General features: G+C 69.5%; 19 protein-coding genes. 9 read left to right on the top strand and 10 right to left on the bottom strand.

The window, feature by feature from the left end:
- Positions 1-165: 165 nt before the first annotated feature.
- Positions 166-375, bottom strand: coding sequence for a BldC family transcriptional regulator (locus QR64_RS12485; RefSeq protein ID WP_006552323.1), 210 nt, complete (start codon positions 373-375; stop codon positions 166-168).
- Between the two features lie 208 nt (positions 376-583).
- Here QR64_RS12485 and QR64_RS12480 point away from each other — a divergent pair, with 208 nt between their 5' ends.
- The 4 genes from QR64_RS12480 (at position 584) to QR64_RS12465 (ending at position 2,923) form a co-directional block, all read left to right on the top strand.
- Complete coding sequence (locus QR64_RS12480; protein WP_006552322.1) at positions 584-967, top strand: DUF4229 domain-containing protein; 384 nt, start codon at positions 584-586, stop codon at positions 965-967.
- Positions 964-2,061: a PLP-dependent cysteine synthase family protein gene (locus tag QR64_RS12475; RefSeq protein WP_006552321.1), complete on the top strand. Its 1,098-nt coding sequence runs from the start codon at positions 964-966 to the stop codon at positions 2,059-2,061. The genes QR64_RS12480 and QR64_RS12475 overlap by 4 nt, the downstream gene beginning before the upstream one ends.
- A gap of 77 nt (positions 2,062-2,138) precedes the next feature.
- Positions 2,139-2,354, top strand: coding sequence for an HTH domain-containing protein (locus QR64_RS12470; protein WP_006552320.1), 216 nt, complete (start codon positions 2,139-2,141; stop codon positions 2,352-2,354).
- A 5-nt stretch (positions 2,355-2,359) separates the two neighbouring features.
- Positions 2,360-2,923 (top strand): Clp protease N-terminal domain-containing protein, encoded by a 564-nt coding sequence (locus tag QR64_RS12465; RefSeq protein WP_024101708.1) that lies wholly within the window; start codon positions 2,360-2,362, stop codon positions 2,921-2,923.
- A gap of 21 nt (positions 2,924-2,944) precedes the next feature.
- Here the strand turns inward: QR64_RS12465 and QR64_RS12460 are convergent, their stop codons facing one another.
- Positions 2,945-3,931, bottom strand: coding sequence for a membrane protein (locus QR64_RS12460; RefSeq protein ID WP_039585391.1), 987 nt, complete (start codon positions 3,929-3,931; stop codon positions 2,945-2,947).
- A 111-nt stretch (positions 3,932-4,042) separates the two neighbouring features.
- On the opposite strand from QR64_RS12460, the gene QR64_RS12455 reads away from it, so the two are divergent.
- Positions 4,043-4,432: a phage holin family protein gene (locus QR64_RS12455; RefSeq protein WP_033096110.1), complete on the top strand. Its 390-nt coding sequence runs from the start codon at positions 4,043-4,045 to the stop codon at positions 4,430-4,432.
- A gap of 42 nt (positions 4,433-4,474) precedes the next feature.
- Here QR64_RS12455 and QR64_RS12450 read toward each other — a convergent pair whose 3' ends face one another.
- The 7 genes from QR64_RS12450 to QR64_RS12420 all read right to left on the bottom strand — a co-directional run bounded on the left by QR64_RS12450 (position 4,475) and on the right by QR64_RS12420 (position 9,311).
- The gene (locus QR64_RS12450) at positions 4,475-5,344 is read right to left on the bottom strand and encodes a 1,4-dihydroxy-2-naphthoate polyprenyltransferase (RefSeq protein WP_006552316.1); all 870 of its coding nucleotides are present in this window, start codon (positions 5,342-5,344) and stop codon (positions 4,475-4,477) included.
- A gap of 48 nt (positions 5,345-5,392) precedes the next feature.
- Positions 5,393-6,562 carry an o-succinylbenzoate--CoA ligase gene (menE, locus tag QR64_RS12445; RefSeq protein WP_411908078.1) on the bottom strand — a complete coding sequence of 390 codons (1,170 nt, stop codon included), beginning with the start codon at positions 6,560-6,562 and terminating at the stop codon, positions 5,393-5,395.
- Entirely contained in the window at positions 6,535-6,834 is a 300-nt protein-coding gene (locus QR64_RS12440) for a DUF3349 domain-containing protein (RefSeq protein ID WP_006552314.1), read from the bottom strand. Before QR64_RS12440 ends, menE begins: the two co-directional genes overlap by 28 nt.
- 12 nt (positions 6,835-6,846) lie before the next feature.
- Positions 6,847-7,107 (bottom strand): hypothetical protein, encoded by a 261-nt coding sequence (locus tag QR64_RS12435; protein WP_039585388.1) that lies wholly within the window; start codon positions 7,105-7,107, stop codon positions 6,847-6,849.
- On the bottom strand, positions 7,104-8,285 hold the full coding sequence (locus QR64_RS12430) for an inorganic phosphate transporter (protein WP_039585386.1): 1,182 nt from the start codon (positions 8,283-8,285) through the stop codon (positions 7,104-7,106). The genes QR64_RS12435 and QR64_RS12430 overlap by 4 nt, the downstream gene beginning before the upstream one ends.
- A gap of 193 nt (positions 8,286-8,478) precedes the next feature.
- Positions 8,479-8,862 carry a VOC family protein gene (locus QR64_RS12425; RefSeq protein ID WP_024101701.1) on the bottom strand — a complete coding sequence of 128 codons (384 nt, stop codon included), beginning with the start codon at positions 8,860-8,862 and terminating at the stop codon, positions 8,479-8,481.
- Between the two features lie 2 nt (positions 8,863-8,864).
- Positions 8,865-9,311 carry a hypothetical protein gene (locus QR64_RS12420; protein ID WP_024101700.1) on the bottom strand — a complete coding sequence of 149 codons (447 nt, stop codon included), beginning with the start codon at positions 9,309-9,311 and terminating at the stop codon, positions 8,865-8,867.
- A 184-nt stretch (positions 9,312-9,495) separates the two neighbouring features.
- On the opposite strand from QR64_RS12420, the gene QR64_RS12415 reads away from it, so the two are divergent.
- On the top strand, positions 9,496-9,792 hold the full coding sequence (locus tag QR64_RS12415; RefSeq protein WP_006552309.1) for a DUF4193 domain-containing protein: 297 nt from the start codon (positions 9,496-9,498) through the stop codon (positions 9,790-9,792).
- An 87-nt stretch (positions 9,793-9,879) separates the two neighbouring features.
- Here QR64_RS12415 and QR64_RS12410 read toward each other — a convergent pair whose 3' ends face one another.
- Positions 9,880-10,773 carry a 1,4-dihydroxy-2-naphthoyl-CoA synthase gene (locus tag QR64_RS12410; RefSeq protein WP_006552308.1) on the bottom strand — a complete coding sequence of 298 codons (894 nt, stop codon included), beginning with the start codon at positions 10,771-10,773 and terminating at the stop codon, positions 9,880-9,882.
- A 64-nt stretch (positions 10,774-10,837) separates the two neighbouring features.
- Here QR64_RS12410 and QR64_RS12405 point away from each other — a divergent pair, with 64 nt between their 5' ends.
- The 3 genes from QR64_RS12405 to QR64_RS12395 all read left to right on the top strand — a co-directional run bounded on the left by QR64_RS12405 (position 10,838) and on the right by QR64_RS12395 (position 13,019).
- Positions 10,838-11,470: a PaaI family thioesterase gene (locus QR64_RS12405; RefSeq protein WP_006552307.1), complete on the top strand. Its 633-nt coding sequence runs from the start codon at positions 10,838-10,840 to the stop codon at positions 11,468-11,470.
- A 5-nt stretch (positions 11,471-11,475) separates the two neighbouring features.
- Positions 11,476-12,480, top strand: coding sequence for an o-succinylbenzoate synthase (locus QR64_RS12400; RefSeq protein ID WP_084222334.1), 1,005 nt, complete (start codon positions 11,476-11,478; stop codon positions 12,478-12,480).
- Between the two features lie 98 nt (positions 12,481-12,578).
- A complete protein-coding gene (locus QR64_RS12395; protein ID WP_006552306.1) occupies positions 12,579-13,019 on the top strand; it encodes a DUF6918 family protein in 441 nt (146 codons plus the stop codon).
- Positions 13,020-13,097: the final 78 nt, after the last annotated feature.

Raw genomic sequence — 13,097 nt, 5'->3', positions numbered from 1 at the left:
CCGGACGAGGACGTGCCCTCGCCGTGCACCTCCGGGCCGCGGCGACCGCAGACCGGTTCGTCCACATTCTAGGTGGGAGGAACCCGGTCCGGCACGTGGGTTCCGCGGGTGGTCGGCCGGGATCCGGCAGGTGTACGCCGGAGGTGCGGATTCTGCTGTCTCGGATCAGCGTGTCGCTTCGGTCGTGAGGGAGCGGAGAAGCGCCAGGACCTCGGACTCACGGAAGCGGCGATGGCCACCGGGGGTCCGCAGCGAGCCCAATCGGCCGGCGTGGGCCCACCGGGTGACGGTCTTGGGATCCACATGGAACAGTGCCGCCACCTGGCCCGGGGTCAGCAGGGATTCCTTCGCGCCGTTGAAAGTGGGTGCGCTCATTGCGAATGTCCTCCCGGTTGTCGTGATCGTGTTGTTCGACGCGATCGAGTTGTTCGATCGGGATGTCCAAGCCCATGGTGGCACCGATACCCCTGGTTGCTCGAACGGTCTACGGTTGGTAAAGCGGAAGTAATAGACAAAACGGACGGATGTCCGACTTACGGAAATCGACGCGGAGCTCGTCGTCCGGGCGGCCGGTTAACCTGGAGTGGTGAACGACGAACGCCGGAACGAACCCTCGGATACCCCCTCCCAGCGCACTCCACACCCTCACGGTGAGGGCGCCACGGCCGCCGACGGTCAGGCGGGGGCCGGGTCTCTGATCCGGGACGTCGCGTTGTACTCGGTGGCCCGACTCGCCCTCGTGGTCGTGCTCACTCTGCTCATTCTCTACGTTCCGCGGGCATTCGGGGTGGAAATCCCCCTCCTCGTCGCGGCCCTGTTCGCCGTGCTCATCGCCCTGCCCGTCTCGCTCGTGCTCTTCGCGTCGCTTCGGCGCCGCGTCAACGTGGGCATCGCCGCGGTCGATGAGCGTCGGCGCACCGAACGCGCGGACCTCGAGAAGCGCATGCGCGGCGAGAACGGGCGGTGACGGCGACCGGTGCGGTCGTCGACCGCAGCGCACCCCGGGACTGGGTCGACAACGCGGTCCGGCTCATCGAGGCCGACGCCCAGCGCAGCGCCGACACCCACCTGCTCCGCTACCCCCTCCCCGCGGACTGGGGCATCGACCTGTACTTGAAGGACGAGTCGACGCACATCACGGGCAGCCTCAAGCACCGTCTCGCGCGCTCGTTGTTCCTCTACGCCCTGTGCAACGGCTGGATCCGTGAAGGGACCCCGATCATCGAGGCGTCGTCCGGGTCCACCGCGGTCAGTGAGGCGTACTTCGCGCGACTCCTCGGCCTCGACTTCGTCGCCGTCGTACCGCGCCGCACCTCACCGGCGAAGGTCGCGCTCATCGAGGCGCAGGGCGGCCGGTGCCACTACATCGACCGCCCGCCCGAGATCTACACCGAGGCTCAGCGGCTCGCCGACGAGCTCGGGGGCTGCTTCATGGACCAGTTCACGAACGCCGAGCGGGTCACCGACTGGCGGGGCAACAACAACATCGCCGAGAGTATCTACTCGCAGATGCGTCTCGAGCGTCATCCCGTGCCGGAGTGGATCGTCGTCGGCGCCGGAACCGGCGGCACGAGCGCGACCCTCGGCCGCTACATCCGCTATCGCCGTCACCGGACACGGCTGGCGGTCGTCGACCCGGAGAACTCGGCGTTCTTCGGCGGGTTCGAGACGGGATCGGCCGACTACACGACCGGCATGCCCTCGCGTATCGAGGGGATCGGACGTCCGCGCGTCGAGCCGTCCTTCGTGCCCGAGGTCGTCGACCGGATGGTGCGGGTGCCCGACGCGGCGTCCATCGCCGCCATGCGGCACGCGAGCACCGTGCTCGGACGTCGGGTGGGCGGCTCGACCGGCACGAACCTCTGGGGAGCCTTCGGCCTGATCGCCGAGATGCTCGCGGAGGGCCGTGAGGGCAGCGTCGTGACGTTGCTGTGCGATGGCGGCGAGCGCTACGCCGACACTTATTTCTCCGACGAGTGGGTCGCTGCCGAGGGGATGGACCTCGCAGGGCCGCTCGCGGTGCTGGAGAAGTTCGCGACCACCGGCGGCTGGTGCCGGTAGAGCCTTCACCACCTGCGCAGATTCCGTTTCTGTCAATCGTCGTTGACGTGCCCTCGGTGTCAACCTATATTGACAACATGAGTGAAGCCACCACCCTCGCCGCTGCCGCCGCGAGCTCCGATCCCGCAGTGGGCCTGCGCGCCGTGCGTGCCCTGCGCCGGCTGCTGGAACGGCTCGAGGAGGTCCAGGTCACGAATGCCCGTGAGCGAGGTTGGTCCTGGCAGGCCATCGCCGACGAGCTCGGTGTCAGCCGCCAGGCGGTCCATCAGAAGCACAATCGGAAGCGCAGGTGATCGACATGTTCGAACGATTCGCCGACGGTGCCAGGTCCGCCGTTGTCGCAGCGCAACAGGAGGCGATCCGGGTGTGCGATCCCCGGATCGAGGCGTCGCACCTGCTCATCGGGGCCGCTGTCGCTGCGGACGAACCGCTGCGGGTCCTGCTCGCAGAGGAAGGTCTCACGGTCGACGGGCTCCGCTCCGACCGGGCCGCCCGCACCGCCGACGCCCCGCTCGGTGACGAGGACGCCGCGGCGCTCGAAGCGATCGGGATCGATCTCGACGAGGTCCGGAGCCGTCTCGAAGCGGCCTTCGGCAAGGGGGTGCTCGACGGGAAGAGCGCCGATCGGCGGGGCGTCGCGAACCGGCTCGGTCACATCCCGTTCGACCGGGCGGCGAAGAAGTCGCTCGAACTCGCGCTGCGGGAGGCCATCGCACGCCGCGAACGGGTCATCCGTCCCGAACACATCCTCCTCGGACTGCTGCGCAGCGACGATCCGGCGACCGGCGCCCTCGTGGAAGCGCACGTGCCGCGCGCGCAGCTCCGTCAGCGTCTGAGCGGCCACCTCGACGCCGCTGCCTGAGGTCGTCGAGCCTTCGGGTGGTTACCGGGTCGGCTGCGCGGGGGCGACGGCGAGCGGACGCCCGGCGACGAGCGGGACGACCGTCGCCGCGACGAGCAGCAGCGTGCCGACCGCGATCGTCGCGAACGGCCACCACTGACGATCCGATGTCGCCGTGACCTCCGCAGCCTGCGTGTCCGTAGCGGCCGGCGCGGTGCGCGGCAGCGCTTCGGTGGCCGACCGGACGTTGTCGGCGATGCCACCGACGACGTCGGCCACCGGCCCCACACCGTCGACCAGCTGTCCGGTGCCGTCCGTCAGGGCTCGGCCACCGTCGTCGAGGAGAACGAGGCCGTCGCGGAGCTGTCGCGAGCCGTCGGCGGCCTGCGCCATGCCCGCAACGAACTGCGCGTTCGGATCGGTGAGTTCGTAGGCGAGCTGCCGTGCGCCGTCGCGCAACTGCCCGAGCTGGGCGAGGGTGTCCGGTCCGAGGCCCTGCGTGTCGAGGGTCTCGACGAGCCCGCGCAGTCGGCCGGCCGCGCCCTGCGAGACCGGATCTGCAGACGCACCGAGCGTGTCGGCGACAGCTGCGAGTTGCGCGGTGACGTCGCCCTGCATCTCCCCGAAACCGGAGAGCCGGTCGACCACCTCGTCGACGCCACCGCTCACCTGGCGGGCACCGTCGCCGAGCATGTAGACACCGCCGTCGAGTTGTCCGAGACCGTCGGCGAGCTGCTCCCCGCCGTCACGGGCCTGCCGGAGACCGTCGGAGAGCTGGTGGGCACCGTCGTCGAGCTGGGTGCTGCCCTCCGTCAGCTGACCGACCCCGCCGTCGAGCACCGACAGCGGAAGTCCGGCCCGCTGCAGATTGCTCCGCGCCTCGTCGACGCCGTCCGCAGAGGGACTCGGCTCTTCCGAGACGGTCGCGACCGTCGTCTGGGGGCGGTCGAGCCAGGCGAAGACCGAACCCGTGCCCACGAGGAGCAGACCGGCTACAGCGAGAAGCAGGGGGAGAAGACGTGAACGCACGCCGGCCGACGCTACCGTCCGTCGCTGAGAGGCCCCTGAGGGGGAGGGGCGATCCCGGATGGGCCCGATTTGCCCGTTACGAGACCGAGTTCGGTGTGCCACAGTGGCACCATGATTTCTCTGATACTGCGGTTGATCATCAACGCGGTCGGTCTGTGGCTCGCGGTCGAGCTGGTCGACGGGATCGACTTCACCGATCCCGCAGGCACCTCCGACACGACCCGCAAGGTCATCTCGCTCGTCGTGCTGGCCGCCATTTTCACCGTCGTCAACGCACTCGTGAAGCCGCTGGTGAAGCTGCTGTCGCTGCCGCTGGTGATCCTCACCCTCGGGCTCTTCCTGCTCGTCGTCAACGCGCTGATGCTCATGCTCACCGCGTGGCTGAGCGGATTCACCGAGTACGGCCTCACGATCGACGGTTTCTGGGCGGCGCTGTGGGGCGGCGTGATCATCGCGATCGTCAACTTCGTCCTCGGCCTGGTCGTCCCGGACCGCGACTGATCCCGTCCGCCCGCGACCCGGTCCGCCGCGCCCGCGTCATGGTCAGCCGAAGGCCAGCGCGGGCGCGGTGGCTACCGCCCACACGAGCATCGCGACACCCGAATCGCTGAGCGCCGGGATCAGCGCGAGACCGAGGGCACCGGCCCGCACCGGTTTGTGCGCGCGGACCGCGAACGGTGCGGCGAGGAAGCCGGCGAGCGCCCACGGCGTCGCCGCGACCAGCACGAGCGACATCACGAACGGCACGACGACCAGCACCAGGTGGAGCGTGCGGGTCCTCGGGTCGCCCAGCTTGACCGCCAGGGTCCGCTTGCCGGTCTCCGCGTCGGTGGCGATGTCGCGGAGATTGTTCGTCACCAGGACGGCCGTCGAGATCGAGCCGACGGCGACCGCGCAGGCCAGACCCACCCAGTCGACGCGACCGGCCTGAACGAACTGGGTGCCGAGCACCGCGACCAGCCCGAAGAACACGAAGACGCCGATCTCACCGAAGCCGCTGTAGCCGTACGGGTTCTTTCCGCCGGTGTAGTACCAGGCCCCGGCGATGCAGACCGCGCCGACGAGCACGAGCCACCAGGCGGTCGTGACGGCGAGAGCGAGTCCCGCGACGGCCGCGATGCCGAAGCACACGAACGCCGCGCGCTTGACAGCGCCGGGGCTCGCCGCCCCCGAACCCACGAGCCGCATCGGGCCGACCCGCTCGTCGTCGGTGCCGCGGATGCCGTCGGAGTAGTCGTTGGCGAAGTTCACGCCGATGATCAGTCCGAGCGCGACGACCAGTGCCAGCAGCGCCTTCCACCACACGGCCTCACCGAGCCACGCCGCAGCGCCCGTGCCCGCCAGGACGGGTGCGATCGCGTTGGGGAGGGTGCGCGGACGAGCGCCTTCGAGCCATTGACCAGCCGTTGCCATGGATCGATCTTCGCACCCGGGCCTGCCTGCCGCGTCGTGCGCACCCCGTCAGGAGAAGCGCGAGACGAGGGCGCGGCGATCGACCTTGCCCGGTCCACGCAGCGGCAGCGTGTCGACGACCTGCAGCTCACGCGGCGCAGCAGTGGGATCGAGCGTGGCCTCGACGTGGTCGCGGAGTTCGGCGAGCGTCGGCGTCGCGCCGGGGACGGGCACGACGACCGCCGCGACGCGCTGACCGAGCCGGGCGTCGGGCAGACCCACCACCGCGACCTCCCGGACGGCCGGGTGCTCGACGAGCACGGCCTCGACCACCTGGGGGACCACGGTGAGCCCACCGGTCGAGATGGCCTCGTCGAGCCGTCCCAGGATGCGCAGGACCCCGTCGTCGAGCATGCCCGCGTCGTCGGTGCGGAACCAGCCGGGTTCGGCGAAGGCAGGATGGTCGGGCAGGTTCCGGTAGCCCGAGGCGAGCGTGGCGCCGCCGAGCCACACCCGCGAGTCCCCGTCGACGCGCACGTACACGCCGTCGAGCGGCACGCCGTCGTAGACGCAGCCGCCGCAGGTCTCGCTCATGCCGTAAGTGCGCACGACGGTGATGCCGGCCGCGCGGGCGCGGTCGAGGATTGGCACGGGAGTCGCGGCCCCACCGAGCAGGATCGCGTCGAGGCGGGCAAGCGCCGCGGTGGCGTCGGGATGGTCGAGGGCCTTGATCAGCTGCGTGGGAACCATCGAGCTGTACCGGCGGGGGCCCGGCATGGCATCCACCGCCGCCGGCACATCCGCAGGATCGAAACCGGCGGACACGTCGACGACGACGGGTTCGGTTCCGGAGAGCAGACTGCGCAGCAGCACCTGCATGCCCGCGATGTGATGGGCGGGCAGGGCCAGGAGCCACGAGCCCGTCCCGCCCAGCCGGGCGTGGGTGGCGTCGCCGCTCGCGCGCAGCGCCTGCGCGGACAACATGGCACCCTTCGGGGTCCCGGTCGTGCCGGAGGTCGCGACCACCAGTCCCACGCCGTCCGCGACGGGTTCACCGGGGCTCAGTGCGGCGGTGAGTCGGAGCGTCTCCCGCTCGTCCCCGGCGGGGACGGGGAGCAGAGCCGGTCCGTCACCGTCGAGCATGCGCTGCAGGGTGGGCAGCACGGAGCGGACGGCGGACCCGGCAGGGACGGGCAGGAGCTCGAGTGTGGTCACAGATCGTATTGTGTCGTGTCCCATCCGCCTGCCTCGAGCTGGCGGCGGACCCGGTCCACATCGTCGGGCGACGGCATGTTGTTGGTGATCTTGCTGATCAGGACCGCGATGTCGATGCGGTTGATCGACAGGTCACCGTCCTCGACCAAGGTGTCGGCGACCTGGGCGACCTCCTCGTCGGACAGGCGCCGCGCGAGCAGTGCGAACAGGGGTACGTAGTCCTGTTCCGGTACCCCTTCGGGGTAACCGGCGCGGAGCCACTCGACGATGGAAGCGAGAAACGGCGGGAGAGCCACCCGTCACTCCGATCAGAAGATGTCGATGCCGAACGTTCCGGCGAGGAAATCGGACGCCAGCAGGAGGATTCCCGCCAGGATCGCGCAGGCGACCACGGCGAAGCACAGCACCGCGGCGGTCCGCGCCACGGGGTTCGGTATGCCGTCGCTGCCCCGACCGGTGTCGAGCGCGCGGACCCCCAGGGCGAACAGGGAGGGCAGGCCGGCGCCGAGCAGCAGGCCCACGAGAACGACCTGCCAGAGGGAATCGAGGGTGTGCGTCAACAGGTTCACAAGCGTCCTTCCCTGCTGACCGTTTCGGAGGCACCCGGCGCCGAGGCGAGCTTGTCGTCCCAGTCGGCGGTGACGTTGGAGGCGTCGACGGGCTGCCGGCGCGAGCGCAGCCACATGAACAGGGCCAGGGCGCACAGGATTGCGAACACGACGAGCACGCCGGACATGCCGCCGATGAGGTGGGCGAGCGCCCAGCAGATCGCTCCGACGACCGCGGCGCACGGCAGGGTGATGACCCACGCGACGACCATCCGTCGCGCCACCGACCAGCGCACCTCGGCGCCCTTGGTGCCCAGACCCGTTCCGAGGATCGACCCCGTGGCGACGTGCGTGGTCGACAGCGGCAGACCGAAATGGCTCGAGGTGAGGATGATGGCGGCCGACGACGACTCGGCGGCCAGGCCCTGCGGCGGGGCGATCTCGACGAGGCCCTTGCCCAGCGTGCGGATGATGCGCCAGCCACCGAGATAGGTGCCGAGTGCGATCGCGACGGCACAGGCGACCTTCACCCAGAACGGCATCTCGGTGTCGGCGGTGATGGTGCCGTGGGCGACGAGGGCCAGGAAGATCACGCCCATCGTCTTCTGCGCGTCGTTGGTGCCGTGCGCGAGGGACATCAGGGACGCCGTGCCGATCTGTCCCAGCCGGAAGCCGCGGTCGCGGTGCTCGGTGGCGACCGGTCGGGTCAGGCGGTGCATCGACCAGATGCCCACCGTGGACACCAGCGCCGCGATGACGGGCGCGAGCACGGCGGGAAGCAGGACCTTGCCCAGGACTCCGTCCCACACGACGCCCTGGACACCGATCGACGCCAGTGCAGCGCCGACGAGACCGCCGAACAGGGCGTGCGACGAACTGGACGGCAGACCGAACAGCCAGGTCGAGATGTTCCAGAGGATCGCTCCGACCAGACCGGCGAAGACGATGAGCAACAGATCGGTACCGCCGACGGTGTCGAGGTCGACGACACCCTTCGCGACGGTCGCGGCGACTTCCACGGACAGGAAGGCGCCGACGAGGTTGAGAGTCGCGGACAAAGTGACCGCGGTCTTGGGTTTGAGGGCGCCGGTGGCGATGGATGTCGCCATGGCATTGCCGGTGTCGTGGAAGCCGTTGGTGAAATCGAAAGCGAGGGCAGTGACGACCACCACCAGGAGCACGACGAACTCTGCGGTCACGTCTGTCGATTGTGGGGTAGCGGGCAGGTGAATGTACAGCGACGGGGATGTGAATTCTGCGTCTCGCCGTCACACCCGACCGGTTCTTTCGGACTCCGACCATGAGCGGAGTGCAGAGCAGACCGCACGGCTTGTGTGCAAGATCACCGGCGTCGCGCGACTGCCTCCGGCCGTGCCCGGGTACCTCCGTTCGTCAACGGAGGTCGCGCCGCAAGGGATGGTCCTCGGGGATCTGCACCAGGACGATCGGGATCCCCTCGGGATCCGCGATCCACAGCTCGCGCAGTCCCCACGGCTCCTGCTTCGCACCCCGGACGATGCGCACGCCCTTCAGCGCCAGTTCGGCCTCGGCGTCGTAGACGTCGCGCACCTGGAGCCACAGGGCGCCGTGGAACATTTCGTCGCTGTCGTCGGATCGGCCGTGCGCGGCGATCTCGATGAGCGACTGCCCCGCGAAGAAGACGGTTCCGCCGGGATACTCGCGGGCGATCGCCAGTCCCAGCGTCGAACCGTAGAACTCGAGGGCGGCCTCGGGGTCGCGCGGACGGAGGATGGTGCGGCTGCTGAGGATCTCCACGGTCACTGCTCCTCGGCCGGGCAGGCCTCGTGATGGCGGCGGCCGTGCGTGCGCCGCGATTCCTTCATCTCGGCCTCGAACAGATGGCGCCGGCCCTCCACGAGTTCGTCGCGCACCTGCTTCTCGAACGTGCGGAAGTCCGACCAGTAGCCGTCGTCGAACTCCTCGACGAGCTGGAAGGTCCAGCGACCCTCGGCGATGTTGCGTCCGATGATCTCGGTGCCGAGCCGCTCGGCGATCTCGTCGTGCCCGGCCTCGCGGAACAACTCCTCGGCGTCGCCGGTGAGCAGATCGGCGCGGCCCATCAGCTGGTGGAAGGCATAGAGATGGCCTCGCGCCTGCTCGACGGTCTCGAGGGCCTCGGACAGTTTGCCGGTCGCTTTCACAGTGGCGTCGGAGACGCTTTCCGGGCGGGTGTGGGCGGTTCGCGGACTCTGGCGATCGGTCATGTCCCACAGTGTGCCCGAGAGCACACGGTTCGAACGTAACTGAACATATGTGTTTGACGAAGCTTTCGATGGGACATTACTGACGGCAACGGTGCCCATGACAGCGCCGGCCTGCCACAGCGGATCCGACACAGCCGTTACCGCGGCTGCGCGGCACCGCCGACAACGAGTGAGGAGAACTGCCATGGCGACCGACTACGACGCTCCCCGCACCACCGACATCCTGGGCGGCGGTGGCACTGCCCTGGACGAGCTGGACATCAAGCCCACCGCGGCCGCCGACACCGACGAGGGCGAGATCCTCGAGACCCTCGACCTGCCCGGCGCCGACCTCTCGGCACTGTCGGCGGAGGAGCTCTCGGTGCAGGTCCTGCCGAAGCAGTCGGACGAGTTCACCTGCATGGGCTGCTTCCTCGTCCAGCACCACAGCCGTCGCGCGACGGGCGCCGGCGAGCAGGCCTACTGCCGCGACTGCGTCTGACCTTCCGTCGGACGACCCCTCCCTGCGCGGGGAACCGGGCTTTGCACCTGCTGTAGCAGGGGCGAAGTCCGGTTCGTCGCGTCAGGATCAGTAGTAGTGCGGGTAGGGCGACCAGTCGGGCTCGCGCTTCTCGAGAAAAGCGTCGCGACCCTCGATCGCTTCGTCGGTCATGTAGGCCAGACGCGTGGCCTCGCCCGCGAACAACTGCTGACCGACGAGGCCGTCGTCCTGCAGGTTGAAGGCGTACTTGAGCATGCGCTGCGCCTGCGGCGACTTGCCGTTGATCTTCTGCGCCCACTCCAGCGCGACGTTCTCGAGCTCGTCGTGGTCGACGACCTTGTTCACCGCACCCATGTGGTGCATCTCCTCGGCCGTATAGGTGTCGCCGAGGAAGAAGATCTCCCGCGCGAACTTCTGGCCGACCATCTTGGCGAGGTAGGCGCTGCCGTAGCCCCCGTCGAAGCTGCCCACGTCGGCATCGGTCTGCTTGAAGCGGGCGTGCTCACGGGAGGCGAGCGTCAGGTCGCACGTGACGTGCAGGCTGTGACCGCCACCGGCGGCCCAGCCGTTGACCACAGCGATGACGACCTTCGGCATGAACCGGATCAGCCGCTGGACCTCGAGGATGTGCAACCGGCCCGCGCGGGCCTTGTCGACGGTGTCGGCGGTCTCGCCGCTCGCGTACTGGTAGCCGCTACGGCCACGGATCCGCTGGTCGCCGCCGGAGCAGAAGGCCCACCCGCCGTCCTTCGGGCTCGGGCCGTTGCCCGTGAGCAGCACGACGCCCACGTCGGAGGTGGTCCGCGCATGATCGAGCACGCGGTAGAGCTCGTCGACGGTGTGCGGACGGAAGGCGTTGCGCACCTCGGGACGATCGAACGCGACGCGGACCGTGCCCTGCGTGACGTGTCGGTGATAGGTGATGTCGGTGAGGTTCTCGAACCCGGGTACCGGGCGCCACAATTCTGGATCGAAGGTCACCTCGTCACCATAAAGGGCCGGACATCTCGGCGACGTGCGCTGCCGCCCGATAACGTGCACAACCATGACCGAGCAGACCGATCCCCGCGACGACTACGAACACCACGGCGGATTCCCGGTCTACGAACCGGTGAAGGCGGGGCCGAACTACGGTCGCCTCGTCGAGACCTTCCGGCGTCTGCAGGATCTGATGGTCTCCACGAACCCGCCGGACGAGGTCGTCGACCGCGCGATCGAGCAGACCGAGGCACTCGTCGGCCTGCTCGCCGAGCACGCCGTGCCCGAGGGCCGCTCGCCCGCCGGATTCAACGTCGACCTGCCCGGACGCGGCAGCGCGCTGCTGCTGCCGTGGACGATCGAGAAGTACGGACCGGACGGTGTCCGTGAGCGCGGCGTCTTCCGCCGCTACCACCTCGGAGGCAACGGGGCCGCGCACGGCGGCACGCTGCCACTGCTGTTCGACGACCTGTTCGGCATGGTCATCCACGCCAACGGCCGCCCGATCGCCCGCACCGCCTATCTCCACGTCGACTACCGCAGGATCACTCCGATCGAGACCGAACTCGTCGTCGACGGCTGGGTGGACCGCGTGGACGGTCGCAAGGCCTTCTGCAAGGCCGAACTGCGCGATGTCGACGGCAACCTCCTCGCCGACTGCGAGGCGCTGATGGTCCAGTTGCTGCCGGGCCAGCCGTGACCTCCCTGCCCCTCCCGTCCGCGCTGCCCCTCCCGTCCGCGGACGAGTTGCTCGACGGGGCAGTCGTCGTCTCGCTGCCCATGCGCGTCCGGTTCCGCGGCATCACCGAACGCGAGGTGCTGCTGCTGAGCGGACCCGCCGGGTGGGGCGAGTTCGGACCGTTCCCCGAATACGGCGACGACGAGGCGGCGCACTGGTTGCAGTCGGCGATCGAAGCCGCCTGGCATGGCCATCCGGCTCCGCGCCGCTCCCGGATCGCGGTCAACGCGACCGTGCCCGCCATCGGCCCGGAGCGCGTCCCCGAGGTGCTCACCCGGTTCCCCGGCGCGCGCACCGCGAAGGTGAAGGTCGCCGAAACGGGCCAGGATCTCGCGCAGGATGTCGCTCGCGTCCGGGCCGTGCGCGAACACGTGCCCCACGTCCGGATCGACGCGAACGGCGGCTGGAGCGTGGACGAGGCCGTCCGCGCCCTCACGGCGTTCACCGCCGACGGTCCGCTCGAATACGCCGAGCAGCCGTGCGCGACCGTCCCCGAACTCGTCGAGGTGCGCCGGCGACTGCCCGGGGTGCGCATCGCGGCGGACGAGAGCATCCGCCGCGCCGAGGATCCCCTGCGGGTCGTGCGGGCCGGGGGAGCGGACGTCGCCGTCGTGAAGGTCTCGCCGCTCGGTGGGGTCCGACGCCTCGTCGCGCTCGCCGACGAACTCGCCGGGCACGGCGTCGAGGTGGTCGTCTCGAGCGCCCTCGACTCCGCGGTGGGAATCGCCACCGGTCTCGCGGCGGCAGCCGCCCTGCCCGACCTCCCGTACGCCTGCGGGCTGGGCACGGGTGGTTTCTTCGAAGCCGACGTCGCGCCGGCTCTGCACATGTCCGACGGAGCGCTCGATGTCGTCGCGGTCGAGCCCGAACCCGAGCGGCTCGACGCGCTGCGGGCCGATCCCGATCGAGTCGAGTGGTGGTGCGAGCGGGTGCGTCGGTGCCGTACGGTGCTCGCCGGACGCGGACTGTGACGACCTCGCCGGACGCGGACTGTGACCGCACGGAATCGTCGTATATCGTTCCCCGCGTCCCAACGGTCACAAGTGTCACATCTACGGAGGCAGTGAAAGTGGTTGCAGCTCTGGGCGATGCCCTCCTCGGCGCCGACAAGTTCCCGGCGGTCAAGGCAGACGTCGAAGCCCTGATCGATGCTGAGGTGTCGGACAAGAAGGGTGCGTCCGGTCTCGCCCTCAAGGGTGGCTACGCAGCAGTGAAGAAGGTCGGCCCGGGCATCGTGCCGGGTGCCGTCGAAGGTCTGCTGCCCGAATTCGTCGAGAAGCTCCAGCCGTTCTGGGTGGAGTACGCAGGCAACGGTTCGTTCGCGGACTTCCTGGTCGCCCGCGGCGAGGTCGTCGCCGACGCTCTCCTCGGCGTGACCGACGAGCGCATCGCCGGCACGTCGAAGTCCGGCGTCAAGAAGGTCTACGACTCGCTGCGCCCCTCGGCCAAGAAGCACGTCGTCGAGGCCCTGCCGCGCCTGGGTGATCTCATCCAGAAGCACGCCGGCTGAGCCGACACCAGCGACATCCGGACGTCGCGGTCCCGAACCGGTTCGCCGGTCGGTACCGCGACGTTCGTCGTTCGGTAC

It is taken from the genome of Rhodococcus sp. Chr-9, from assembly GCF_000801125.1.
Lineage (GTDB): Bacteria > Actinomycetota > Actinomycetes > Mycobacteriales > Mycobacteriaceae > Rhodococcus > Rhodococcus pyridinivorans.
The sequence above is the reverse complement of the archived record's forward strand: the minus strand, read 5'-3'. Positions and strand labels throughout refer to the sequence as shown.